The organism is Spongiactinospora sp. TRM90649, from assembly GCF_029382225.1.
GTDB lineage: Bacteria > Actinomycetota > Actinomycetes > Streptosporangiales > Streptosporangiaceae > Spongiactinospora.
In genome coordinates this window covers 197,732-221,354 of the sequence record NZ_JARLTC010000010.1, presented here as the reverse complement: position 1 = coordinate 221,354, position 23,623 = coordinate 197,732, and the positions used below count along the sequence as shown (strand labels likewise).

Annotated in this window: 18 protein-coding genes and 1 riboswitch; of the genes, 14 read left to right on the top strand and 4 right to left on the bottom strand. The window is 70.6% G+C overall.

Annotation, left to right across the window (positions count from 1 at the left end; all coding sequences use genetic code 11):
* Positions 1-20 precede the first annotated feature (20 nt).
* From P3X83_RS14840 to P3X83_RS14825, 4 genes are all read left to right on the top strand, one after another.
* Positions 21-3,599: a M28 family peptidase gene (locus P3X83_RS14840; RefSeq protein ID WP_277305615.1), complete on the top strand. Its 3,579-nt coding sequence runs from the start codon at positions 21-23 to the stop codon at positions 3,597-3,599.
* Between the two features lie 231 nt (positions 3,600-3,830).
* Positions 3,831-5,900 carry an N-acetylneuraminate synthase family protein gene (locus P3X83_RS14835; protein ID WP_277305614.1) on the top strand — a complete coding sequence of 690 codons (2,070 nt, stop codon included), beginning with the start codon at positions 3,831-3,833 and terminating at the stop codon, positions 5,898-5,900.
* 61 nt (positions 5,901-5,961) lie between these two features.
* Positions 5,962-6,948 carry a glycosyltransferase family 2 protein gene (locus P3X83_RS14830; protein ID WP_277305612.1) on the top strand — a complete coding sequence of 329 codons (987 nt, stop codon included), beginning with the start codon at positions 5,962-5,964 and terminating at the stop codon, positions 6,946-6,948.
* Positions 6,945-8,234 (top strand): alpha-2,8-polysialyltransferase family protein, encoded by a 1,290-nt coding sequence (locus tag P3X83_RS14825; RefSeq protein WP_277305611.1) that lies wholly within the window; start codon positions 6,945-6,947, stop codon positions 8,232-8,234. The genes P3X83_RS14830 and P3X83_RS14825 overlap by 4 nt, the downstream gene beginning before the upstream one ends.
* Before the next feature lie 46 nt (positions 8,235-8,280).
* Here P3X83_RS14825 and P3X83_RS14820 read toward each other — a convergent pair whose 3' ends face one another.
* Both P3X83_RS14820 and P3X83_RS14815 read right to left on the bottom strand, forming a co-directional pair.
* Positions 8,281-9,495: a DUF6716 putative glycosyltransferase gene (locus P3X83_RS14820; protein WP_277305610.1), complete on the bottom strand. Its 1,215-nt coding sequence runs from the start codon at positions 9,493-9,495 to the stop codon at positions 8,281-8,283.
* A gap of 11 nt (positions 9,496-9,506) precedes the next feature.
* Complete coding sequence (locus P3X83_RS14815) at positions 9,507-10,580, bottom strand: hypothetical protein (protein ID WP_277305609.1); 1,074 nt, start codon at positions 10,578-10,580, stop codon at positions 9,507-9,509.
* Positions 10,581-10,808: 228 nt separating this feature from the next.
* Positions 10,809-10,961: riboswitch (cyclic di-AMP (ydaO/yuaA leader) on the top strand.
* A 10-nt stretch (positions 10,962-10,971) separates the two neighbouring features.
* On the opposite strand from P3X83_RS14815, the gene P3X83_RS14810 reads away from it, so the two are divergent.
* The 3 genes from P3X83_RS14810 (at position 10,972) to P3X83_RS14800 (ending at position 13,118) form a co-directional block, all read left to right on the top strand.
* Positions 10,972-11,628, top strand: coding sequence for a CHAP domain-containing protein (locus P3X83_RS14810; protein ID WP_277305608.1), 657 nt, complete (start codon positions 10,972-10,974; stop codon positions 11,626-11,628).
* A 236-nt stretch (positions 11,629-11,864) separates the two neighbouring features.
* Entirely contained in the window at positions 11,865-12,287 is a 423-nt protein-coding gene (locus P3X83_RS14805; RefSeq protein ID WP_277305607.1) for an SSI family serine proteinase inhibitor, read from the top strand.
* Between the two features lie 87 nt (positions 12,288-12,374).
* Positions 12,375-13,118: a glyoxalase gene (locus tag P3X83_RS14800; RefSeq protein WP_277305606.1), complete on the top strand. Its 744-nt coding sequence runs from the start codon at positions 12,375-12,377 to the stop codon at positions 13,116-13,118.
* Here P3X83_RS14800 and P3X83_RS14795 read toward each other — a convergent pair.
* Both P3X83_RS14795 and P3X83_RS14790 read right to left on the bottom strand, forming a co-directional pair.
* Positions 13,115-13,714, bottom strand: coding sequence for a class I SAM-dependent methyltransferase (locus P3X83_RS14795; RefSeq protein ID WP_277305605.1), 600 nt, complete (start codon positions 13,712-13,714; stop codon positions 13,115-13,117). The genes P3X83_RS14800 and P3X83_RS14795 overlap by 4 nt on opposite strands.
* Positions 13,627-15,039 carry an MFS transporter gene (locus P3X83_RS14790; RefSeq protein ID WP_277305604.1) on the bottom strand — a complete coding sequence of 471 codons (1,413 nt, stop codon included), beginning with the start codon at positions 15,037-15,039 and terminating at the stop codon, positions 13,627-13,629. The genes P3X83_RS14795 and P3X83_RS14790 overlap by 88 nt, the downstream gene beginning before the upstream one ends.
* A 71-nt stretch (positions 15,040-15,110) precedes the next feature.
* On the opposite strand from P3X83_RS14790, the gene P3X83_RS14785 reads away from it, so the two are divergent.
* From P3X83_RS14785 to P3X83_RS14755, 7 genes are all read left to right on the top strand, one after another.
* Entirely contained in the window at positions 15,111-16,043 is a 933-nt protein-coding gene (locus P3X83_RS14785) for a helix-turn-helix domain-containing protein (RefSeq protein WP_277305603.1), read from the top strand.
* Positions 16,044-16,222: 179 nt separating this feature from the next.
* Positions 16,223-17,584, top strand: a complete 1,362-nt coding sequence (locus P3X83_RS14780; protein WP_277305602.1) for an ABC transporter substrate-binding protein — start codon at positions 16,223-16,225, stop codon at positions 17,582-17,584.
* 213 nt (positions 17,585-17,797) lie between these two features.
* Positions 17,798-18,682 carry a sugar ABC transporter permease gene (locus P3X83_RS14775; RefSeq protein ID WP_277305601.1) on the top strand — a complete coding sequence of 295 codons (885 nt, stop codon included), beginning with the start codon at positions 17,798-17,800 and terminating at the stop codon, positions 18,680-18,682.
* A complete protein-coding gene (locus P3X83_RS14770; protein ID WP_277305600.1) occupies positions 18,679-19,557 on the top strand; it encodes a carbohydrate ABC transporter permease in 879 nt (292 codons plus the stop codon). Before P3X83_RS14775 ends, P3X83_RS14770 begins: the two co-directional genes overlap by 4 nt.
* Positions 19,554-20,984, top strand: coding sequence for a GH1 family beta-glucosidase (locus P3X83_RS14765; protein WP_277305599.1), 1,431 nt, complete (start codon positions 19,554-19,556; stop codon positions 20,982-20,984). Before P3X83_RS14770 ends, P3X83_RS14765 begins: the two co-directional genes overlap by 4 nt.
* A gap of 85 nt (positions 20,985-21,069) precedes the next feature.
* Entirely contained in the window at positions 21,070-22,089 is a 1,020-nt protein-coding gene (locus tag P3X83_RS14760; protein WP_277305598.1) for a LacI family DNA-binding transcriptional regulator, read from the top strand.
* Positions 22,090-22,197: 108 nt separating this feature from the next.
* Positions 22,198-23,538, top strand: coding sequence for a 3-deoxy-7-phosphoheptulonate synthase class II (locus P3X83_RS14755; RefSeq protein WP_277305597.1), 1,341 nt, complete (start codon positions 22,198-22,200; stop codon positions 23,536-23,538).
* The last annotated feature ends 85 nt before the right edge of the window (positions 23,539-23,623 follow it).

Genomic DNA, 23,623 nt, shown 5'->3' with positions numbered 1-23,623 from the left:
CACCCCCCAAGGAGCCATGTGTGAACCCCAAGCTCAGGCTGGGCGGCGTCGCGTTACTCTCGTCCGTCGCCCTGACCGTGTCGTCGCTGTCCGCGCCAACGTGGGCGTCGGACTCCGCGGCCACCGAGCGTGCCCAGCAGGCCCCGAAGGCGGCACAACAAGCCGTTCAGGGTGCCCAGACGGGCCTCGTGACCGCTGATCCCAAGCAGCGCGCCAAGGCGCTGTCGAGCGCCGAGAACGCGCTCACGAGTTTCGCCAAGCAGCTCAAGACCGATAAGGCCGATGAGTTCGAGCTGGAACGGGCCATCACCGGTACCCGTGGCGTGCAGTACCTGACCTATAAGCGACTGCACAAGGGTCTGCCGGTATATGGCGGCGACGTCATCGTCAGCACCGACGTGAGCGGGCAGGTCGTCCACGACGTGACCACCGGCCAGCGCTCAGAGCTGGACGTGCCGTCCACCACCCGGATCACCGCCGACGCGGCCGCCAAGACCGCGCGCGCGCTGCTGGCCAAGGTCGAGACCGTCGCCACGCCCAAGCTGGTGGTCAACGCCGCGCTCAAGAAGCCCGCGCTGACCTGGGAGGTCGTGGTCACCGGCCAGACCAAGAAGGCTCCGAGCGTGCTGCACGTCTACGTCGACGCCGTCAACGGCAAGGTCGTCGACTCCTACGACGACGTGCGCGCCGGCACCGGCAACAGCTACTACAACGGCAACCCGGTGTCGATCACCACTTCCGGGTCTGGCAGCTCCTACTCGATGACCGACAACTCCCGGCCCGGCCTCCGCTGCGGCGGCCAGAACGGCTCGGCGTTCACCGGCACCGACGACAACTGGGGTAACGGCTCGGGCACCAACCAGGAAACCGCCTGCGTGGACGCGATGTTCGGCGCGCAGAAGGAATGGGACATGCTCCGCACCTGGCTGAACCGCAACGGGTTCAACGGCTCGGGCGGCGCCTTCCCCATCCGCGTCGGCCTCAACCAGGCGAACGCCTTCTGGAACGGCTCCTACACCAACTTCGGCCGCAACTCCGCCAGCACCCAGCAGGCCGTCGCGATGGACGTGGTGGGCCACGAGTTCGGCCACGCCATCTTCCAGTTCTCCGGTAGCGGCGGCGCCGGGTCGGGCAACGAGGCCGGCGGCCTGAACGAGTCCACCGGTGACATCTTCGGCACGCTGACCGAATTCTACGTCAACCACCCCGCCAACCTCGACCCGCCGGACTACCTGGTCGGCGAGGAGATCAACCTGGTCGGGTCCGGCGAGATCCGGAACATGTACAACCCGCAGGCCGAGGGACACCCGAACTGCTACAGCAGCTCGATCCCCAGGACCGAGGTCCACGCCGCGGCGGGCCCGCAGAACCACTGGTTCTACCTGCTGGCCGAGGGCACCAACCCGCCCGGCAAGCCGTCCAGCTCGGTCTGCGCCGGCCCCTCGTCGCTGACCGGCATCGGCATCCAGAAGGCCGGCCAGATCTTCATGGGCGGTCTCAACCTGAAGACCACCCCGTGGACTCATGCCAAGGCGCGCGTCGCCACGCTGAACGCCGCCAAGTCGCTGTTCCCCGGTAGCTGCACCGAGTTCGACGCGGTGAAGGCCGCCTGGACCGCAGTGCAGGTCCCGGCGAGCGGCGACCCGACCTGCACTTCGCAGGACAACAACTTCTCGGTCAGCCTCAACCCGACCTCGGGAAGCGTCAACGCGGGCGAGGCCGCGCAGACCACGCTGAGCACCACGGTCACCGCCGGCAGCGCGCAGTCGATCACGCTGGGCACCACCGGCAACCTGCCCACCGGCGTCTCGGTCAGCTTCTCCCCCGCCACCATCCAGTCGGGCCAGTCCTCGACGGTGCGGGTGAGCACGACCTCCGGCACGCCGAACGGCACGCACAACATCCGGATCCTCGCCGACGGCGCGTCCGTCGACAAGGAGGCGTCCTTCTCGCTGCAGGTGAGCACGGTCCAGCAGAACGACTTCTCGGTCAGCCTCAACCCGACCTCGGCCACCGTCGAGCGGGGCGCGGCCGCCCAGACCATGCTGACCACCACGGTCACCAACGGCAGCGCGCAGTCGATCAGCCTGGGCACCACGGGCAACCTGCCCACCGGTGTCGCGGTGACCTTCAGCCCGGCCGGCATCCAGTCGGGCCAGTCCTCGACCGTGCGGCTGACCACGGCGGCCAACACGCCGGCCGGTACGCACAACATCCGGATCCTCGCCGACGGCGCGTCCGTCGACAAGGAGACGTCCTTCTCGCTGCAGGTCAACGGCGGCGGCGGTGACAACAAGGCCCCGGACATCGCGGTGGCCAACGTGAGCGCGCACCTGAACCAGCTCCAGTCCATCGCCTCCCAGAACGGCGGCACCCGGGTGTCGGGCGGCAACGGCTACAACGCCTCGCTGAACTACATCAAGGGCCGGCTGGACTCCGCGGGCTACCAGACGCGCATTCAGAACTTCACCTACGGCGGCCAGCAGCACTCCAACCTGATCGCCGACTGGCCCGGTGGCCCCGCCAACCAGACCGTCATGGCGGGCGCGCACCTGGACAGCGTCAGCGCCGGACCGGGCATCAACGACAACGGCAGCGGCTCGGCCGGTCTGCTGGAGGTGGCGCTCGCCCTGGCGGCGAAGAACCCCACCATGGAGAAGCACGTCCGCTTCGGCTGGTGGGGCGCGGAGGAGGCCGGCCTGCGCGGCTCGACCTACTACGTGCAGAACGGCGGAGCGTCCGGAGTCCAGGCCTACCTGAACTTCGACATGATCGCCTCGCCGAACCCGGGCTACTTCGTCTACGACGACACCCCGAGCATCCAGAAGCTGTTCAACGATTTCTACGCCTCGATCGGCGTGCCGACCGAGATCGAGACCGAGGGTGACGGCCGCAGCGACCACGCTCCGTTCAAGAACGCGGGCGTCCCTGTCGGCGGTGTCTTCACCGGCGCCTCGAACACCAAGAGCCAGGCGCAGGCCACCAAGTGGGGCGGCACCGCGGGTCAGGCCTTCGACCGCTGCTACCACTCCGCGTGCGACACCTACCCGAGCAACATCAACACGACGGCGCTCGACCGCAACAGCGACGTGATCGCCGTGGTGCTGTGGGCCCTGGCCGTGGGCGACGGCCCCGAGCCGCCCAGGGACGACTACTCCATCTCCGCCAGCCCGTCCTCGGGCTCGGTCGATGCGGGGCAGTCCGCCACCACGACCCTCAGCACGACCGTGACGTCGGGCAGCGCCCAGGCCATCTCCCTCTCCGCCGGGACCCTCCCCGCGGGTGTGACGGTGTCCTTCAGCCCGGCCAACATCCAGTCCGGTCAGTCGTCGTCGGTGACGATCTCCACTTCGGCCGACACGCCGAAGACCACCCACACGATCAGCCTCAACGCCGACGGCGTCTCGGCCGATCGCTCCACCTCCTTCAGCCTGACCGTGGGCGGAGACGGCGGAGAGACCACCTGGGCCGAGTGGACTCCGTACACCGCGGGCCAGATAGTGACCTACCAGGGCGTCTCCTACCGGTGCATTCAGGCGCACACCTCGCTGCCTGGATGGGAGCCGCCGAACGTACCGGCCCTGTGGGGTCGCGTCTAGTCCTCATCTGACCGGTACGGTTTACGCCCCGTCCGCACCAGCCCCATCGGGGGGTGGACGGGGCGTAAGCATGTCCGGGAACGGCCTTCCGGCGGCACGCAAAGTTAACAGGAGCGATGCGGGGCGTTCAGCTCGCAAACCCCCGCACGGTCACCCTCGTGGCTAGTTTCGGAGCACCCCCGGCCCAGGAAATCTCCGCTACGCCGACACCCATTCCACGAGGAGTTCATCTTGCGAGTACTGGCCGTTGTCCCCGCCCGCGGCGGCTCTGCGGGCGTACCGCTCAAGAACCTGGCCAGGGTCGGCGGCATGCCGCTCGTCGGCCGCGCCGTACGCGCCTGTGTGCGGGCCGAGCTGGTGGACGAGGTCGTTGTGAGCACGGACCACACGGAGATCGCGGAGGCGGCCGCGGACGCGGGCGCGGAGGTCGTCCGGCGCCCGGCCGAGCTGAGCGGCGCCACCGCCTCCAGCGAGTCGGCCGTCCTGCACGCCCTGGACGCCCGCGCCGCCGAGGGTCACGAGGAGCCCGAGATCGTCGTCCTGGTCCAGTGCACCAGCGCGTTCATCGACCCGGCCCACCTGGACGCCGCGATCGGCAAGGTCCTGGACGGCAGCGCCGACGCGGTCTTTTCCGGCGCCGAGACGCACGAGTTCCTGTGGAGCACCACGGGCGCGGGCGTCAACCACGACCCCTCGGTGCGCCCCCGCCGCCAGGACCGCGAGCCGCAGTTCCGCGAGACCGGCGCCTTCTACGTGATGCGCACGGCGGGTCTGCGCGAGCACGGCCACCGCTTCTTCGGCAAGGTCGCCGTGCAGCGGGTGCCCGCGGGGCACGCCATCGAGGTGGACGACGCCGACGACCTTGAGATCGTGCGCGCGCTGGCCCCGTTCGTGGACAGCCCCGAGCCGCTCGACGTCGACGCCGTGATCACCGACTTCGACGGCGTGCACACCGACGACCGCGCCTACGTGGACCAGGACGGCCGCGAGATGGTCGCGGTCAGCCGGTCCGACGGCATGGGCATCGCGCTGCTGCGCCGCTCGGGCGTCAAGCTGCTGGTGATGTCCACCGAGCACAACCCGGTGGTCGCCGCCCGCGCTCGCAAGCTCGGCGTGCCGGTGCTGCAGGGCCTGGCCGACAAGCGGACCGTGCTGCGCGACTGGCTGTCCATCGAGGGGCTCGACCCGGCGCGGGTCGCCTATGTCGGCAACGACGTCAACGACCTGGGCCCGATGGGCGAGGTCGGCTGGCCGATCGCGGTGCCGGACGCGCACCCCAGGGTGCGGGCCGCCGCGCGGGTGGTGCTCACCCGGGCGGGCGGGGCGGGCGCCGTGCGCGAGCTGTGCGACCGGGTGCTGGCCGCGCGGCCCGACCTGGACCCCGTGCCCACGGCCGCGCCCGTGTCGGAGCGCGTCGTGGAGCCGGTTCCCGCCGAGGTGGTGATCGGCGACATCCCGGTGGGCGCCGGCCGTCCGGTGTACATGATCGGTGAGATCGGCATCAACCACAACGGCGACCTGGACATCGCGCGGCGGCTCATCGACGTGGCCGCCGACGCCGGCTGCCAGGCGGTGAAGTTCCAGAAGCGCACCCCGGAGATCTGCGTGCCGCTGGAGCAGCGCGACCAGATCCGGCAGACTCCGTGGGGCGAGATGACCTACATGGAGTACAAGCTGCGCACCGAGTTCGGCGTGGACGAGTACCGGCAGATCGCCAAGTACTGCGCCGAGCGCGGGCTGCAGTGGTTCGCCTCGCCGTGGGACGTCCCCTCGGTCGAGTTCCTGGAGCGGATGGACGTGGTGACCCACAAGGTCGCCTCGGCGTGCGTGACCGACCTGGAGCTGCTGCGCGCGCTGGCGGACACCGGCAAGCCGGTGATTCTGTCCACCGGGATGTCCACGCTGTCCGAGATCGACCGGGCGGTGGAGGTCCTCGGCACCTCGCGGCTGGTGCTGATGCACTCCACGTCCACCTACCCCCTCCCCCCGGAGGAGGCGAACCTGCGGACCATCGTCACCCTTCAGGAGCGGTACGGCGTGCCGGTGGGCTACTCCGGCCACGAGCGCGGCCTGCAGATCTCGCTGGCCGCGGTGACCCTCGGCGCGGTCGCGGTGGAGCGCCACATCACCCTGGACCGCACGATGTGGGGTTCGGACCACGCGGCCTCCCTGGAGCCCGCCGGGCTGGAGCACCTGGTCCGCGACATCCGCATCATCGAGACGGCCCTCGGGGACGGCGTCAAGCGTGTGTTCCCCGGTGAGGAGGCTCCCAAGGCCCGTCTACGCCGGGTCACCGTGTGAGCGGGCCCGCCCGCGCGTCCACCTTCCGCCTCGACCACGGCCAGCGCCGAGAAGGACAGTCTTGATCACCCTCTCCGTCATCGTGCCCATTCGCGACGGAGAGGCGTACCTCGCCGACGCGCTCACGTCGCTGATCAGGAACGCCCGGCCGGATTTCGAGTTCATCGTGGTCGACGACGGCTCGGTGGACGGCACCGGCTCGATCATCGACGACTTCCGCGGCGACCTGCCGGGCATGTCGGTGCTGCGCAACCCCAGCCCCGTCGGGCTGGCCGACGCGCGCAACCTCGGGTTATCGCTGGCCTCCGGCCGGTACGTGACGTTCATGGACGGCGACGACTGGGTCGCCCCCGGCTACCTGGCCGACCTCGTGTCGGCCATCGAGGGGCTCGGCTGCGACTTCGTCCGGGTGGACCACGTACAGGCCGAGGGCCGCAAACGGGTGATCCACCGGGTGCCGAGGGCCAGGCGCGGTGTGGTGTTCGACCCTCGCGAGGCGATCCTGCCCGTGGACGCCAAGTCCATGGTCGACTACCCCTACGCCTGGGCCGGGATCTACCGCCGCGACCTCGGCGACCTGCTCACCTTCCCCGGGCACCTGCACACCGCGGAGGACCGGCCGTGGATCTGGCGGCTGCACCGCCAGGCCCGGTCGTGCTCCGTGGTGTCGCTGCACGGCCTGTTCTACCGCCGCATGGTGCCCGGGTCGCTGACCCAGGTCGGCGACGAGCGGCAGCTCCACTTCTTCGACGCCTTCGACCTGATCTTCAAGGACCTCGCCGAGGACCGCCGTTTCCTGCCCAAGGCGGTGCGCATGATGTGCGCGCTGCTGGCCCACCACCTGGAACTGCTCGACCGGTTCACCCCGGAGCTACGCGCCAGATTCGTCGCGTGCGGCGCGGACGCGTTGCGACGGCTCCCCGAAGACCTGCTCGCCGAGACGTTTTCCCATCTGGAGGCGGAGCGGGAGGAGGCGCTGCGCGCGCTGGCCCCCGAGACGCCCCGCCTCCCGCCAGCCAGATACCGGCCCGCCATGGAGGACGCATGATCCAGCTCTTCTACGCCTCGACCCTGTTCGGGGCCATGACGCTGGCGGCCGCCTTGGACGCGGGGAAGTTCGGGGAGCGCACGGGGCGGCGGGTCCTGCTGGTCTCCAACAACGCGGCCATCCCGGAGATCGCCGCCCCACTGGACGAGACCCCCGGCTTCGCCGCCCTGCGCGACCGGTTCGACGAGATCCGGTCGTGGAACGAGCTGGTGTCGCCGCTGCACCCGTCGGACTGGAAGGCCCGGGTCATCGAGGTCCCGATGCTGGGCCGGCTGATCGCCTCCCATCTCGAACTGGGCGACGGGCCGGCGGAGCTGGTGGTCGAGTCGCTGGCGGTACCGCCCGCGCGGACCATCGCCGGGCTGGTGCGGGAGTGCCCGATCACGGTCTACTCCGACGGGCTGATGAGCTACGGCCCCACCCGCAACCCACTGCCGCTGGAGATCTCCGGACGGCTGACGAGGCTGCTGCACCTCGACCTGGTGCCCGGCCTGTCGCCGCTGCTGCTCGGCGAGCACGACGTGCCCGCCGAGCCGCTGCCCGGCCCCGCGTTCACCTCGGTGGTGGACCAGGTGGCCGGGGCCTGCGCGATGGACGTCGAGGGCGACGCCGTGATCCTCGGCCAGTACCTGTCCGCGCTGGACATCGTGACCGCCGAGGAGGAGGCCGAGCTGCACGCCTCGATGCTGCGCGGGCTGGTGGCGCGGGGCCATGACCAGGTGGTCTTCAAGCCGCATCCGGCGGCGGGCCGCCGCCACGCCCAGCAGCTCCGGCAGACCGCCGAGGACCTGGGCGTACGGCTGACGGTGGCAGGGGAGGCGGTCCCGGCGGAGGCGTTGTTCGCCGCGCTGCGGCCCTCGATCGTGGTGGGGTGCTTCTCCACCGCGCTCTCCACGGCGGCGCGCTACTTCGGGCTGCCGGTGGCCACGGTGGGCGCGGAACTGGTCCTTGAACGGCTCGCGCCCTACGAGAACAGCAACCGGATCCCGATCACGATCATCGACGCCACCGTGCCAAGGATGAACCCCGACGGGACGCTCACCGACGCGCCGTTCTCTGGGCGCGACATCACATCGCTGATCCACGCGGTCGGGTACTGCATGCAGAGCACGATCCTGCCGGGGCTCAGGGAGACCGCCGCCGCCTACGTGGCCGAGGCCGGGCCCGCGCGCTACTTCAAACGGCAGCGCCTGGCCGCGCTCGACCTGGCACGCGACGAAGCGGGAGGCGGTCCGGCGGGCACGCTGGCCCGGCTGCGCCGCAAGCTGGCCCGCGCTCTGCCCTGAGACCGGCCGCCGTGGCGGCCGGTCTCCTCCATGATCCGGCGGGCGATCAGCCGATCGCCTTGAGGTAGCGGCGCACCCGGCGCTTGGCGCGATAGCCGACCCGCAGCATGGCGGGGGGCACCTCGACGCGCATCCGCGCCCGGCGGCGGGCCGCGAGATCCTGCGGGCCACGCAGCAGCGACCGCGCGGGCGCGAGGCTCCCCGCGCGGGCCTCGCCGGCCAGTTCCCGTAACCGGATCTGCCAGTCGGCACCGGACTCGTCGTGGAAGTAGTTGGCCTCGCACCACTCCTGGTCAGGGGTGCGGAAGACCCCTTTGGCGAGATCCTCCAGGGTGCCCAGGCAGCCGCTGCCCTCGAACACCATGTTGATCATCTCCGCGCTGACGCCGAAGTCCTCCAGCACCAGCAGCGGCACCGATCCGGCGATCGCCTCCAGCGCCGCGGTCGAGCTGACCGTGACGAAACCAGTGGAACGTGACAGGTGCTCATGCATGGGACCGACGGCGAACCTCACCGAACCACCGCGGACACGCCCTTCGGCGGATAGATCCATCCACAGCCGCTCGTAGTGGTAGCGCTCGTTGTGGGTCTGCCGCTCGGTGTCGCGCGCGCGCAGCTTGACGACCACGTCGAGGTCGTGCCGCCGCTCCCCCAGCTCGGCCAGGGCCAGCAGGATCATCTCCCGCTCCTCCCGGCGCCTGGGCACCTTGGCCTGGGTAGCGAACACGACGCGGTCGCGGGGCGGCGCGTCGGGGAGGGCCGTGCCGGCGTCGGCGTGGACCAGGAAGGGCAGCCTGGCCAGGCCGACCTGGCCGCCGCCGCCCAGTTCGTCGCGCAGCGCGGAGAACTCGGCCACCTCGCGGGTGCTGTGCACCACGAACAGGTCACAGCCACTGCGGAAGCGCCACGCCTTCTCGGTGGCGGGGACGGAGATGCCGGGCAGGCCGGAGACGAGGAGGGGGCGGGGGCGCAGGCCGTCCAGGATCTCGGCGGCCAGCACGTCGACCACGGGGCCGGTGCAGGCCAGCAGGATCGCGTCCGGCTGGAACCGCTCGGCCAGGCGGCGCAGACGGCGGGCGCTGAGCACCTCGGGAGGTTCGGCACCGGGGGTGGCGGCCCTGGTGCCCGCCACGGCGGCGGCGATCTGCTCCGAGGAGGGCGCGATCGGGGTCCTGATCACCGCGAGGCGCTCCTCGTCACCTGGTGGAAGCCCGTCCAGCAGGCACGCGGCCCACTTCAGATACGAGTCCGAGTCGGCCACCGCCAGGACTTTCAAGATGTGACTCCAATGTCGCGATTACCCAGATGGTCGTGATGAGCGAACATTTGCAGGTGGGACCGGAGTGACGGCGCGGCATCGGCCGTCCACCAGGCGTCGGGCACGTCGACCGTCTCGACCGGCACGCCGCGTGCCGACAGCAGCACGCGCAGCGACGTGACGGCGGTGGAGGGCAGGCTCAGCACCCGCTGGTCCGGCGAGAGGCCGCGCAGCGTGATCTCCGCGGGCGCGCCGCCGTCGTAGACGTGCACGCCCGGCTGCTCCCGGACCAGATCGAGGTCGCGCGGATCTTCCCGGCGGTGGGGGAAGTAGGCGACGGGCCCGCAGGAGCCCAGCCGGGCCAGCCAGAGCAGGTACGGGTCGCGGTGGATCAGCCCGTTGCGCACCAGGGACGTGCCGAGCACGACCGTGCGCTCCGAGGGGCGCGAGCGATCGGCGGGTTGCGAGCGCAACCAGGGAAAGTCGTGGGTCACCAGGGCGGCGCCGGTCGCGCGGACGTCGGCGGCCAGTTCGCTTGGCACCGGCAGCGCGGTGAACACCACCAGCCTGCCGCTCCGGGCGGCCAGCCGCAGCCGCAGGCCGGCCGCGGCTCCCAGCGCGGTGCGCGCGGCGCCGCGCAGCGCTCCCCCGCCGGTGTCCCTGGCGCGCAGCAGCGGGGTCCAGGGACGGCCCGCGAGCAGTTCGAGCAGGCGAATGGTCGCCAGGCCGTCGTCCACGATGACCACCCGACAGGCCCCGCCGGTCAGCAGGCGGAGCTGGACCTTGCCGGAGAAGGCGTCGCCCAGCACCCAGGTGGTCCGGCGCCCTGGCCTGGGGATTTCGCTCTGAGCGGAATCGATCACGGAATGAACGGGCAGGCCCAGGTGGTTGAGCTCTCTACACGTGGAGACAAGTGCGGGCAGCTTCGCCCTCGGCACGATCCGCGTCTCGCTCCCGAGCAGGCCGGAATGGTGGGCCTCCACGGCGCAGAGCATCTGCAGCGGTGACTCCACCCAGGCCACGGCCGACCCCTGCTCCCGCGCGTGGCGCCGCCGACCGTCCTCCACGCCGGGTGATGACCCGTTCACGACGCCCCAACCCTAGCCACGGCGGCTTAAGGGCTCCGGAAGCCTCGATGAACAGCGGGATACGAAGGCCCCAGCAAAGTTACCCTTTGCCCGATTTGCCCTCGCATGTCACCATGTATTACCTTTCACGGAGTTTCGGCAGGACTACCCCTGCGTCGCAGGTCAGAGCCTTGCCGGGACATTACAAAACAGAAAGCGTCCAAGGATCAGGCGGGACCCCCTCCCGCCGGGACGCGACCGCCGAGTCCGCGAGAGCGGAGCCGGGGACCCATCTCTCCCCATGGGGTGAATCGGCAGTGCCGTCTTCGGGCGGCCAGCCGTAGGGCCGACTTCCAGGCCCGAACCCGTCAGCTAACCCGGTAGGCGGCATGGAAGTAAGGAGATCCCCCTTATGTCCCTTAACCGGATCGCCCGTGTCACCAAGACCCGACTGATCGGCGCCGCGCTGGGCACCTCCATCTTCGCCGGAGCCCTGGCCGGAATGCCGGCGGCACACGCCGACACCCCCGCCGACACCCGGGCCGCAGCGCCCCAGAGCGACCAGGCCGTCTCGTCCGTCAAGGCACAGGACCTCATCAACCTGGCTCTGCAGCAGGTGGGCATCAGCGAGAACAGCGCCGGTGGCGGCACGAAGTTCCACGAGTGGTACATGGCCTCGGATCGCGCCAAGGAAACCGTCGCGCGGGACGGCGGCAACGTCACCGCATACGCCAACGCCCCCTGGTGCGCCATGTTCGTCTCTTGGGTCGGCGACTCGCTGGGCCTCCGCCCCACCCTCGGGTGGGACGCCTACACCGTGACCCACGCCAAGTGGTTCACCGAGCAGGGCCGCTGGGGCACCACTCCCAAGCCCGGCGCCGTCGTGTTCTTCGACTGGAACGGCGGCAAGAGCGTCAACGGCATCGACCACGTCGGCTTCGTCATGCAGGACAACGGAGACGGCACCATCAAGACCGTCGAGGGCAACACCGGGAACGGCAAGGTCGAGGTTCGTACCCGTCCCACCAGCCAGGTGGTCGGCTACGGCTACCCGCAGTACGCCGCCTGACCCTCCCCCGCCATAGGGCCCCTTCTCACGCCTCTCTCAGAGGCCCTCAGGGTTCCACCACCCTTCGGAACCCTCCCCCGATCCCCCACGGCCCCGCGTCCACCACCCAACGGACGCGGGGCCGCTCCCATCTCCGACGCCTCTCCGAGGCCGATACATCCCCAGCCTCGGTCTTCTTGAGCACTTTACGTAATGTTAACATTACTCTACGTATCGTTGCCGAGGAGGTCGTCACTGTGCTCAGCAGCCCCCGCCCGCGGGTCCGCGGCGTCGTCACCACCGCGGCCGCCGCCCTCGCCACCGCCTCACTCGCCGCCGCCATCCCCGCCAAGACCAAGGCCCCCCGCTCGATGCTCGGCATCACCCGATACGACTTCGTCGGCGAGACCGCCCGGCACTGGTCGCTGTTCTGCGACCCTGACGGCGGAACCCACCCCGACGCCCGCCGGGCCTGCGACGACCTGCGGGCCGTCGGCGGCGACCTGGGCGTGCTGCGCGCCGGTTACCGCACGGTCCGTTGCATCGGCGGCCTGACCCCCGTGCGCATCGAGATCCAGGGAAGCTGGGAGGGGCGCCTGGTCGGCTTCAGCGCCAGTTACCCCAACGCCAACTGCGCCCCCGACACCCCCCGCCCCCACACCACCGTCGTCCCCGGCTGAACCACCCGTTCCCAAATTGGAACGATCCATATGCGGGCTCGGCCGGCGGGTGCGAGCATCGTCGGACCGATCTGGGAGGTGGACACCATGAGCGAACCCGCGGTCAGGCCGAACGAGACGACGGTGCCGATCATGCCGTGCGCGTCGGTGGACGAGACCCTGGCGTTCTACGGGGCGCTGGGCTTCGAGACCACCTACGAGCAGCGCAGGCCCTACGTGTACCTGGCGCTGCGGCTGAGCGGATTCGAACTGCACTTCGGCCCCGCGCCCAAGGACCTCGATCCCTCCCGCGAGCACTCGGGAGGCTGCATGGTCCAGGTGGACGCGGTGGCCCCGTACCACGCGGCGTTCGTCGCGGCGATGCGCGCGGCCCACGGCAAGGTGCTGAGCTCCGGCCTGCCGCGGATCACCCGCTACCGGCCGGGGGCCTCGCGGTTCACGCTGATCGACCCGTCTGGCAACTCGATCCTTTTCGTCCAGCGCGACGAACCGATGGAACTGGAGTACGGTGGGTCGAAGAGCCTGACCGGCCTGGCCAAGGCCCTCGACAACGCCCGGATCCTGCGCGAGTTCAAGGACGACGACCTCCAGGCGTTCCGCGCGCTCAAGTCCGCCCTGCGCCGCCATGGCCCGGCCGCCCCGGCCGTCGAGCGCGGCATCGCCCTGTGCCACCTCATCGACCTGGCCACCGTCCTCGGCGAACCGGTCGCTCCCTGGACGGACGACCTGCGCGCCCTCGACCTCACCCCCGCCGACCGGGAGCGCGTCGAATCGGAACTCGGCCACCTCCCCGGCCTGCGGGAGTGGCTCCCTCTGGAGAAGCGGCCCTAGACCTTCGCCCTGAGGGCTCGCAGGACGGTGTCGTGGGTGTGGTGCGTGCCGGGAGGGGCGGGCACGACGCGCGGGCGGGTCTCGTTGACCAACACGGTCCAGTCGTCGCCGAGCAAGGCGGCGATATCGGCGGGCTGGTAGTAGTCGCCGGGGTCGAAGGGGAGGTCCGGGGGCAGGTCGGCGAGGTCGTGGCCGACGACGAGCAGGGTGCCGCCGGGCGCGACGGCCGACAGCAGGCCGCGCAGCGGGCCGTGGTCCGGGCGGCGCGGGAGCGGGAAGTACTGGACGGACACCAGGTCGAACGAGCCGGCCGGGGGTGGCGTTGCGGTGAGGTCGGCGCGGGCCCAGGAGACACGGCCGGCCGGCTCGGTGGCCGCGGCGGCGGCCCGCGCCAGCGCGGTCGGCGAGATGTCGACGGCGGTGACCTGCCAGCCCCGCCCGGCCAGCCAGAGCGCGTCCCCGCCCTCGCCGCACCCCACGTCCAGTGCCTGCCCCGGCGCCAGGCCGGTCACCTCGGCGACGAGCACCCCGTTGGGGTCACCGCTGAAGAGCTGCTCCTGAGCGCGGTATTTGTCTTCCCAGAACTGTGCGTCCATCGTCGTTCCTCGGGGTGGTGGGGATGGTCGCTCCAACCTGCCCCATCCCCGTGACCCGGCGCAAAGTTCTTTGCGGGAACGGCAAATCCGGTGCCGTGCCTCCGTTCGTGGTCGTCGTGCGTCGATGGACGGGATGCCGCGTGCCCGCCGGGAGCGGCGGGCACGCGGCGCAGGCGGCGGATCGGCGGGATCAGCAGGAGCGCGCTCATCACGGCGACGGACGTGACCGCCGAGCCGACCATGAAATCGCGGGGGGCGACGACCGTGGTGACCGGGCCCGCCAGGGCCTGGCCGACGGCCATGCCCGCGACCGAGCCCGCGATCTCGTAGGCCGTGACCCGGTTGAGCACGTCCGGCGCGACCTGGGTCTGCACGCTGGTGGACCACATCACCGACCAGAACGCCATGGCCGCGCCCGCGAACACGTGCGCCGCCATCAGGCCGGGCAGCGGCGCGCCGAGCGCCACCAGCAACGGCATCGGCGCGTACCCGGCCAGGGCCACCGCCCCCGCCGCGAGCGGCCGTTCGGGCCGGAACCTGATCGCGAGCAGCCCGCCGAGCACCGTGCCGAGGCCGAGCGCCGCCATCACCCAGCCGTAGTCGGCCCCGATGAGCTGCGACGACAGCGGAATGTAGGGCCCGACCACCAGCACGCCCCAGAACACCCAGACCAGGATCACCGACCACATCCAGGTCCTGGCGCGGAACTCCCGCCAGCCGTGCCGCAGGTCGGACAGCATGCTCGACCGCGCCTTGCGAGCCGGTCCCGACACCCGGACGAACACCAGGCACAGGCCGCTGATCAGGAACGTCGCGGCGTCCAGGGTGTAGACGAAGGCCGGTCCCGTGACCATCATGAGCACTCCGGCCAGCGCGGGCCCGCCCAGTTGGGTCACCGCGTCGGCGAACTTGAGCGTCGCGTTGGCGCGCTGTGGGTCGCCGGCCACCCGGGGGACCATGCCGTTCACCCCCGGCTGGAACATGGCGGTGGCCACGCCCGTAAGGAAGGACGTGGTCAGCAGCAGGGCGAACGACGGGGTGCCGGTGAAGAAGGCGAAGGCCACGGCGCCCTGGGTGAGGACGCGCACCAGGTCGGCGCCGATCATCATCGCGCGGGCGCCCAGGCGGTCGGCGAACACTCCGCCGAATAGGATGAACAGCACGAACGACCCGGTCCACAGGGCGAGGACGTAGCCGACCCCGGCGATGCCGTACAGGCGTCCGACGGCGAGCGCGACGGCGACGGGCATCATGGCGTCGCCGAGGAGCGAGACCGCTCGCGCGCCGAAGTAGAAGGTGAAGTTCCTTGTCCAAAGCGAGGTCACTCGCTCAATTGTGGATATATCTCCATTTGGTGGCAGGTGTCGCACATGACATCCTGAGGTACTTTTGCGCCATGAAGCACCGTGTGGTGGCCGTGGTCGGCCCGCTCCAGGAGTTGTATCCCGTGACCTCGGCCGCCGCCGTGTTCGGCTACCACGGCCCGGACATCCCACGGCACTACGACTTCCGGCTCTGCTCTGAGCACCCCGGCACGCTCACCACCACCCTGGGCGTCCCCGTCGAGGTGAAGCACGGCCTGGACGCCCTGGCCGACGCCGACACCGTGATCATCGCGGGCTGGTCGGTCGGCCCGACGCCCGAGGTCCTGGACGCCGTCCGGGACGTCCACGACCGGGGCGGGCGCGTCGTCGGCGTCTGCGCGGGCATCCTGGTGCCCGCCGCCCTCGGCCTGCTCGACGGCCGCCGCGCCTCCGTGCACTGGGAGCTGGCCGCCGAGGTCGCCGCGCGCTACCCGCGCGTCCGCCTGGACGACACGGTCATCTACGTGGACAACGGCGACGTGGCCACCGCGGGCGCGTCCGCCGCGACCATGGACCTCTGCCTGCACCAGGTCCTGCAGGAGTTCGGCGCCGCGCACGCCATGCGAATCGGCCGCCAGCTCGCCGCCGGGCCGCACCGGGAGGGCTGCCAGCGGCAGTTCCCGCCGCTGCCCACGACCGGCCCGATGCCCGACTCGCTGGCCCCGCTCCTGGAATGGCTGCTGGCCAACCTCTCCACCCCCATCACCGTGGCTGACATGGCGGCGCGGTCGGGCACCTCGCCCCGCAGCCTCACCCGGCAGTTCGCCGAGCAGCTCGGCGTCCCCCCGGCGCGCTGGCTGCTCGAACGCCGGCTGGCCGCCACCCGGGCGCTGCTGGAGGACACCGACCTGGCCGTCGAGACCATCGCCCAGCGGGTGGGCCTGTCCTCGGCCGTCAACCTGCGCCGCCGCTTCCGCACCGCGCTGCACACGACACCGGCCACCTACCGCCGCGCCTTCCGCTGAGGCCACCCCCCGCACGAGCACCCGTGCGGCCTGCGGGCACGCAGTGGCCGACGTGCTTCGCTACGCGGAGTAACAGTTGGGTTTCAGCGTATTGACGGCCGGTTGCGCATCGTCCACTCTTCGTGGGAGCGCTCCCAAACTCTCGGGGACGGGCGACCACTGGAGAGGGGTCCGGAAGAATGATGATCGACAAGCGACGTGGCAGACTCGCCGCAGCGGCCGCGGTGATGGTCACCGCGCTTGGCGCCACCGCCGCGTGCGGTGGCGGCGAGCCGGCCGCCACCACGGGCGGCGGCTCCGGCGCTCCGGCCGAGAAGATCACCCTCACCCTGCAGACCTTCGGCGGCGGCACCAACTTCGGGTACAAGGCCGCCGTCGAGAAGTGGAACAACGAGCACCCGAACGTCCAGGTCAAGTACAGCAACCTGACCCCCGACTTCGAGAACCAGTACTGGCCGCAGATGCTCAACTGGCTGCAGGCCGGCAAGGGCGCCGGCGACGTCATCGGCATCGACGAGGCGGGCATGGGCCTGGCCAAGGCGCGCCCGCAGTTCTTCACCGATCTCGGCCAGTACGGCCTGCGGTCCCGCCAGGCCGACTTCCCCGCCTGGAAGTGGGAGAACGGCGTCAACACCGAGGGCAAGCTGTTCGCCCTCGGCACCGACGTCGGCGGCATGAGCGTCTGCTACCGCAAGGACCTCTTCGAGAAGGCCGGGCTGCCCAGCGACCGCGCCAAGGTCTCCGAGCTCTGGCCCACCTGGGACGACTTCATCAAGACCGGCCAGGACTTCCAGAAGAAGGTCCCCGACGTCAAGTTCCTCGACGGCCTGAACACCTGGTTCAACGTCGCCCTTTCCCAGGAGACCGCCAAGAACGGCAACGTCTCCTACTACGACAAGCAGAACAACCTGATCGTCGAGACGAACCCGGCGGTCAAGACCGCCTTCGACTTCGCCGTCAAGGTCAACGAGGCGGGCATCTCGGCCAAGCTGCGCAACTTCCAGGACCCCTGGCTGGCCGGCATGCGCAAGGGCGCCTTCGCCACGCTCGGCTGCCCCGGCTGGATGCTGGGCGTCGTGCAGGGCACGGTCACCGAGGACGGCAAGAACCCCGACGCGGGCAAGGGCCAGTGGGACGTCGCCGCCGTGCCGGGTGGCAGCGGCAACTGGGGCGGTTCCTGGCTCGCGGTGCCCAAGCAGACCAAGCACCCCAAGGAGGCCGCCGAGCTGGCCAGTTACCTGACCGGCCCCGAGGCCCAGTTGCTGGCCTTCAAGGAGGGCGGCAACCTGCCGAGCACGATCCCCGCGCAGGAGAGCCCGGAGCTGGCCGGGGCCGAGAACGAGTGGTTCAGCGGCGCGCCGATCGGCGAGATCTTCGGCCCCTCGGTGAAGACCCTGCCCCCGATCTTCCTTGGTGAGAAGCACTCCCAGACCAAGGCGGAGGTCGAGAACGTCATCCTCGGCATGGACGACGGCTCCATCCCGGTGAGCCAGGGCTGGACCAGGTTCATCGGCGAGGCCAAGAAGGTGGCGGACGGCTGAGCCGCCGCCGCGACCGTCACCGGCCCGCCCACCGCGCCGGGCGGGCCGGTGACCACCGCCCCGGCCGGCGCCCACGGGGGCCGTCAGCCGCGATCGCCGAAAGGTAGACCTTCGATGAGCCTCCACGTCGACACCGGACGCCCGGGCGGCGCGCCCGCGCCTCCGGACGCTTCCGGGCCTGGCGGCCGGGAGCCCCGTCGCGGCGGTGGATGGATGGGGCGTTTCGACATTCGGATAACCCCATATTTCCTGATATCGCCGTACTTCCTGTTGTTCGCCGCCTTCGGCATCTTCCCGCTGGTCTTCACCTTCTGGGTCTCCCTGCAGCGGTACGAGCTGGCGGGCGACGCCGAGTTCGCCGGACTCGACAACTACATCAAGCTCATGCAGGACGGCGACTTCTGGAACGCCGTCGTCAACACGGTCGGCATGTTCGTCCTGGCGACCGTCCCGCAGCTCATCCTGGCGCTGATGCTGGCCAACGCGCTGAACAAGCGCGTCAGGTTCCGGCTCTTCTTCCGGATGGGCGTGCTCATCCCGCTCGTCACCTCCGTCGTGGCCGTCGCGGTGGTCTTCACCCAGCTCTACGGCCGCGACTACGGCATGATCAACTGGGTCCTCGGCCGGCTCGGGATCGACCCCGTCATCTGGCAGAACGAGAAGTGGTCCTCCTGGATCGCCATCGCCACCATGGTGGACTGGCGCTGGACCGGCTACAACGCGATCATCTACCTGGCCGCGATGCAGACCATTCCGCGCGACCTCTACGAGGCGGCGGCCATCGACGGCGCCTCCGGGCGGCGGCAGTTCTGGCGGATCACCCTGCCCCTCATGCGCCCCACCATCATCTTCACCGCGTTCGTGTCCACCATCGGCGGGCTCACCCTGTTCGCCGAGCCCGTGCTGTTCGACAACGGGCGGATGAGCGGCGGCAGCACCGGCCAGTACCAGACCGTGGCCATGTACATCTTCGAACAGGGCTTCCGCCAGTTCGAGTACGGCTACGCCGCGGCCGTGGCCTGGATGCTGTTCCTGCTGATCCTGGTCGGCGTGCTCATCAACTACTCACTGGTACGCCGGATTGGGGGCACCCGATGACCACGATCGCGCGGACCCGCCGGTCGTACCGCCGCCCGAGGGACCGGCGCGACTCCTTCGCCGCGACCCCGCTGACCAAGGCGGCCCTGGTCTTCGGCGTGATCCTGTCGATCTTCCCGCTCTACTGGATGGTCGTCATCGCCTCCCGGACCACGGCGCAGGCGGTGGACGTGCCGCCGCCGCTGCTGCCCGGCGGCAACCTCGGCGAGAATGTCGCCCGGGTGTTCGCCACCGAGGACGCCCAGTTCGTCACCGGCCTGGTGAACTCGCTGATCATCAGCTCCACGGTGACCTTCTCCGTGGTGGTGATCTCGACCCTGGCGGGGTACGCCTTCGCCCGGCTGGAGTTCCGGGGCCGCGACCTGCTGCTCGGCTCGATCCTGCTCACCATGATGGTGCCCATCCAGCAGATGGGCGTGGTGCCGCTCTATCAGCTCATGGTCGACCTGGAGTGGACGGGCACACTACAGGCGGTGATCCTGCCGTTCCTGCTCAACGGCTTCGGCGTGTTCATGATGACGCAGTACACGCGCCAGGCCGTGCCGCACGAACTGGTCGAGGCCGCCCGCGTGGACGGCGCGTCCACGCTGCGGATCTACTGGAACGTCATCCTGCCCGCGGTGCGCCCGGGCATGGCGGTGCTGGCCCTGCAGACGTTCATGCTCAACTGGAACGAGTTCATGTGGCCGCTGATCGTGATGACCGACAACCCCACGGTGCAGGTCTCGATCTCCAAGCTAACCGGTGAGCACACCGCGGACTACGCGCTGATCTTCACCGGCACGGCCATCTCGGTGCTCCCCCTCCTGCTCGTATTCATCGTCTTCGGCCGGCAGATCGTCGGCGGTCTCATGGAAGGTGCGGTCAAGGCGTGACAACGCAGCACACGCGGACGCGTTCCCCCCGCCTCACGTTCCCCACCGGTTTCGTCTGGGGAGCGGCCACCTCGGCGTACCAGATCGAGGGGGCCGTCTCCACCGACGGCCGCGGCCCGTCGATCTGGGACACGTTCGTCAGGCGGCCCGGGACGGTCCTCAACGGCGACGACGCCGACGTGACCATCGACCACTACCGGCGCTACCGGGACGACGTGCGCCTGATGGCCGACCTCGGCCTGACCGCGTACCGGTTCTCGGTCTCCTGGCCGAGGGTCCAGCCCACCGGCTCGGGCCGGGTCAACGCCGCCGGGCTGGACTTCTACAAGCGGCTCGCCGACGAACTGCTGGCGGCGGGCGTCGAGCCCTGGCTCACCCTCTATCACTGGGACCTGCCCCAGGCCCTGGAGGACGCGGGCGGGTGGCCGGAGCGCGACACCGCCGCGCGCTTCGCCGACTACGCCGCGGTGGTGCACGAGGCGCTCAGCGACCGGGTGGCCAGGTGGAGCACGGTCAACGAGCCGTGGTGCGCCGCCTTCCTCGGCTACGCCTCGGGCGAGCACGCGCCCGGCCGTCGCGAACCGGTGAACGCGCTGCGCGCGGCGCACCACCTGGGCCTGGCGCACGGCCTGGCCGTCCAGGCGATGCGGGCGCAGACCACCGCGACCACGATCGGCGGCTGCGTCAACCTCTACGCGATCTCCCCGGCGAGCGACGCCGAGGCCGACCTCGACGCGGCCCGCCGCATCGGCGGCCTGCAGAACAGGTTCTTCCTGGACGCCCTGCTCAAGGGCGCCTACCCGGCGGACGTGCTGGAGGACCTGGCGCCGATGACCGACATGTCGTTCGTGCGGGACGGCGACCTGGCGGCCGTATCCACGCCGATAGACCTGCTGCTGGTCAACTACTACAGCCGGTTCACGGTCTCCGGGACGGCCGGCGGCGCCTCCTCCGCCGCCGCCGCCCCCACCGACACCGGTTCGCCGTGGGTGGGCAGCGAGCACGTCTCGTTCATCAGCGGCGGACGCCCGGTCACCTCGATGGGCTGGGAGATCGACGAGGCGGGCCTGACGGAGGTCCTGTCGTGGGTCGCCCGGGAGTACCCGAGCATCCCGATGGTGGTCTCGGAGAACGGCGCCGCGTTCGAGGACGTGCCGGCCCCCGACGGCGCCGTCCACGACCGTGACCGGCTCGCCTACATCGAGGCCCATCTGCGCGCCTGCCACGCCGCCATCGCCGAGGGCGTGCCGCTGCGGGGTTACTTCGCCTGGTCGCTGATGGACAATTTCGAGTGGGCGTGGGGCTACGGTAAGCGGTTCGGGCTGGTCTATGTGGATTACCAGACCCAGCGCCGGACTCCCAAGGACAGCGCGCGGTGGTACGCCGAGACCATTTCCCGTGGCGGCCCTTCGGCTCCGGCAGAATGAGAACGCCCGGCGGCGGGCGGGTTGCCGCCGCCGGCGCCTCGACACACACCGGCACCTCTGTGCCCTGCACGAGTGGAGCTTCGCCATGAACGGGGACCGGCGTACCACCGAGCGCCCGACGCTTGAGGCCGTCGCCGCGCGTGCGGGCGTCGGGCGCGGCACGGTCTCGCGGGTGATCAACGGTTCTCCCAAGGTGAGCGACAGGGCCCGCGACGCGGTGCTGCGGGCCATCGACGAGCTGGGCTATGTGCCCAACCGCGCGGCCAGGGCGCTGGTCACCCGTCGTACCGACACGATCGCCCTGGTGGTGTCGGAGACGCAGCAGCGGATCTTCGACGAGCCGTTCTTCGCCGGGATAATCCGCGGCATCGGCTCGGCGCTGTCCGAGACGGGACTGCAGCTCATCCTGGCGATGGCGCAGTCGCCGCAGGAGCACGCCCGGCTGGAGCAGTACCTCACCAACCAGCACGTGGACGGCGTCATGCTGATCTCGCTGCACGGGGCCGACCCGCTGCCGGGGCGGCTGGAGGAGATGGGCGTGCCCACCGTCCTCTGTGGCCGTCCCGTGGGGCTGGACCCCTACAGCTACGTCGACGCCGACAACCGGGCGGGGGCCCGCCAGGCGGTGAAGTACCTGCTGGGCAACGGCCGCCGCCGGATCGCGACGATCGCCGGGCCGCAGGACATGTACGTCGGCGTCGACCGGCTGGCCGGCTACCGTGACGCGCTGCTGGCCACGGGGCTGCCCGAACTGGTGGCGTTCGGCGACTTCTCCGAGCGGAGCGGCGTGACGGCCATGCGCGCCCTGCTGGCCGAGCACCCTGACGTGGACGCCGTGTTCACCGCCTCCGACCCGATGGCGCTGGGGGCGATGCGGGTACTGCGCGAGGCGGGCATAGACGTGCCGGGCGACGTCGCGGTGATCGGCTTCGACGACTCCCCCGCCGGGCCGCACTCCTCGCCCGCGCTGACCACGGTCCATCAGCCCGCGGAGGCGATGGGGAGGCAGATGGCCAAGCTGCTGGTCGCCCGGATCAACGGCGAGCCGCTGGAGCAGCCGGTGGTGATCCTGGACACACATCTGGTCACACGCGCCTCAGCGTGACCGTTGATCTCGCGCAATGTATGTCTCTGGGCCTACATGGATAAAGACCTTCTCACACAGTGGACATCTGGCTGGTTGACCCCGTCCGGTGCAATAGCCTGATATGCCGTGAGCGCAGAACCGATCGACTTGGATTCGTGGCGAGACCTGCCCGTGGACCAGCAGCCCGACTGGCCGTCCCGCGGAGAGCTGGACAAGGTCGTCGCCGAGCTGGCCGGCCTGCCGCCCCTGGTATTCGCGGGCGAATGCGACCAGCTCAAGAGCGACCTCGCCGCCGTCGCCCGCGGCGAGGCATTCGTGCTGCAGGGCGGTGACTGCGCCGAGACCTTCGCGGGAGCGACCGCGGACGCCGTGCGCAACAAGCTGAAGACGCTGTTGCAGATGGCGATCGTGCTCACCTACGCGGGCAAGGTGCCGATCGTCAAGATCGGGCGGATGGCCGGGCAGTTCGCCAAGCCCCGGTCAAAGCCCACCGAGACCCGTGACGGTGTCGAACTTCCCGCCTACCGGGGCGACATGGTCAACGGCTTCGACTTCACCCCCGAGTCGCGCGCGCCCGACCCGTGGCGGCTGCTGCGGGCCTACCACTCGGCCGCCGTGACGCTCAACCTGTGCCGGGCCTTCACCAAGGGCGGCTACGCCGACCTGCGCCAGGTCCACGCCTGGAACCAGGACTTCGTGTCGGCCTCCCCCGCCGGACGCCGTTACGAGCGGCTGGCCAGGGAGATCGACCAGGCGCTCGGGTTCATGCGGGCCTGCGGGGCCGACCCCGAGGAGTTCCACACGGTGGAGTTCTACTCCTCGCATGAGGCGCTGATCCTGGACTACGACCGGGCGCTGACGCGGATCGACTCGCGGACCGGCCTGCCGTACGACGTGTCGGCGCACATGGTCTGGATCGGCGAGCGCACCCGCCGCCTGGACGGCGCGCACGTGGAGTTCTTCAGCCGCATCCGCAACCCGATCGGCGTCAAGCTCGGGCCGTCCACCACCGCCGAGGACGCGCTCACCCTGATCGAGCGCCTGAACCCGGGCAACGAGCCGGGCCGCCTGACGTTCATCACCCGCATGGGCGCCAAGAAGATCCGCGACACGCTGCCGCCGCTGGTGGAGAAGATCAGCGCCAGCGGGGCCGTGGTGGGCTGGGTCTGCGACCCGATGCACGGCAACACCTTCGAGGCCCCGAGCGGCCACAAGACCCGCCGTTTCGACGACGTGCTCGACGAGGTCGCCGGGTTCTTCGAGGTGCACCGCGCGCTGGGCACCCACCCGGGCGGCATCCACATCGAATTCACCGGGGACGACGTCACCGAGTGCGTCGGCGGCGGGCACGAGGTGGTCGAGGACGACCTCGCGCTGCGCTACGAGACCGCCTGCGACCCGCGCCTGAACCGGGGGCAGTCGCTCGACCTCGCCTTCCGGGTGGCCGAGCTGTACCGGTCCGTCTGACCTGCCGAACGCCGGAGAGGGGAGCCGCCGAGCGGTTCCCCTCTTCTGTTTCCGCGAGTCCCGCGAGTCCTCCCGTGGGCGGCGC

Bases quoted from the DNA above. Each gene is read 5' to 3' on its own strand.
- P3X83_RS14760 (WP_277305598.1), top strand. From the start codon at position 21,070: ATGAACGGGGACCGGCGTACCACCGAGCGCCCGACGCTTGAGGCCGTC.
- P3X83_RS14770 (WP_277305600.1), top strand. From the start codon at position 18,679: ATGACCACGATCGCGCGGACCCGCCGGTCGTACCGCCGCCCGAGGGAC.
- P3X83_RS14800 (WP_277305606.1), top strand. From the start codon at position 12,375: ATGAGCGAACCCGCGGTCAGGCCGAACGAGACGACGGTGCCGATCATG.
- P3X83_RS14795 (WP_277305605.1), bottom strand. From the start codon at position 13,714: ATGGACGCACAGTTCTGGGAAGACAAATACCGCGCTCAGGAGCAGCTC.
- P3X83_RS14810 (WP_277305608.1), top strand. From the start codon at position 10,972: ATGTCCCTTAACCGGATCGCCCGTGTCACCAAGACCCGACTGATCGGC.
- P3X83_RS14775 (WP_277305601.1), top strand. From the start codon at position 17,798: ATGGGGCGTTTCGACATTCGGATAACCCCATATTTCCTGATATCGCCG.
- P3X83_RS14785 (WP_277305603.1), top strand. From the start codon at position 15,111: ATGAAGCACCGTGTGGTGGCCGTGGTCGGCCCGCTCCAGGAGTTGTAT.
- P3X83_RS14825 (WP_277305611.1), top strand. From the start codon at position 6,945: ATGATCCAGCTCTTCTACGCCTCGACCCTGTTCGGGGCCATGACGCTG.
- P3X83_RS14780 (WP_277305602.1), top strand. From the start codon at position 16,223: ATGATGATCGACAAGCGACGTGGCAGACTCGCCGCAGCGGCCGCGGTG.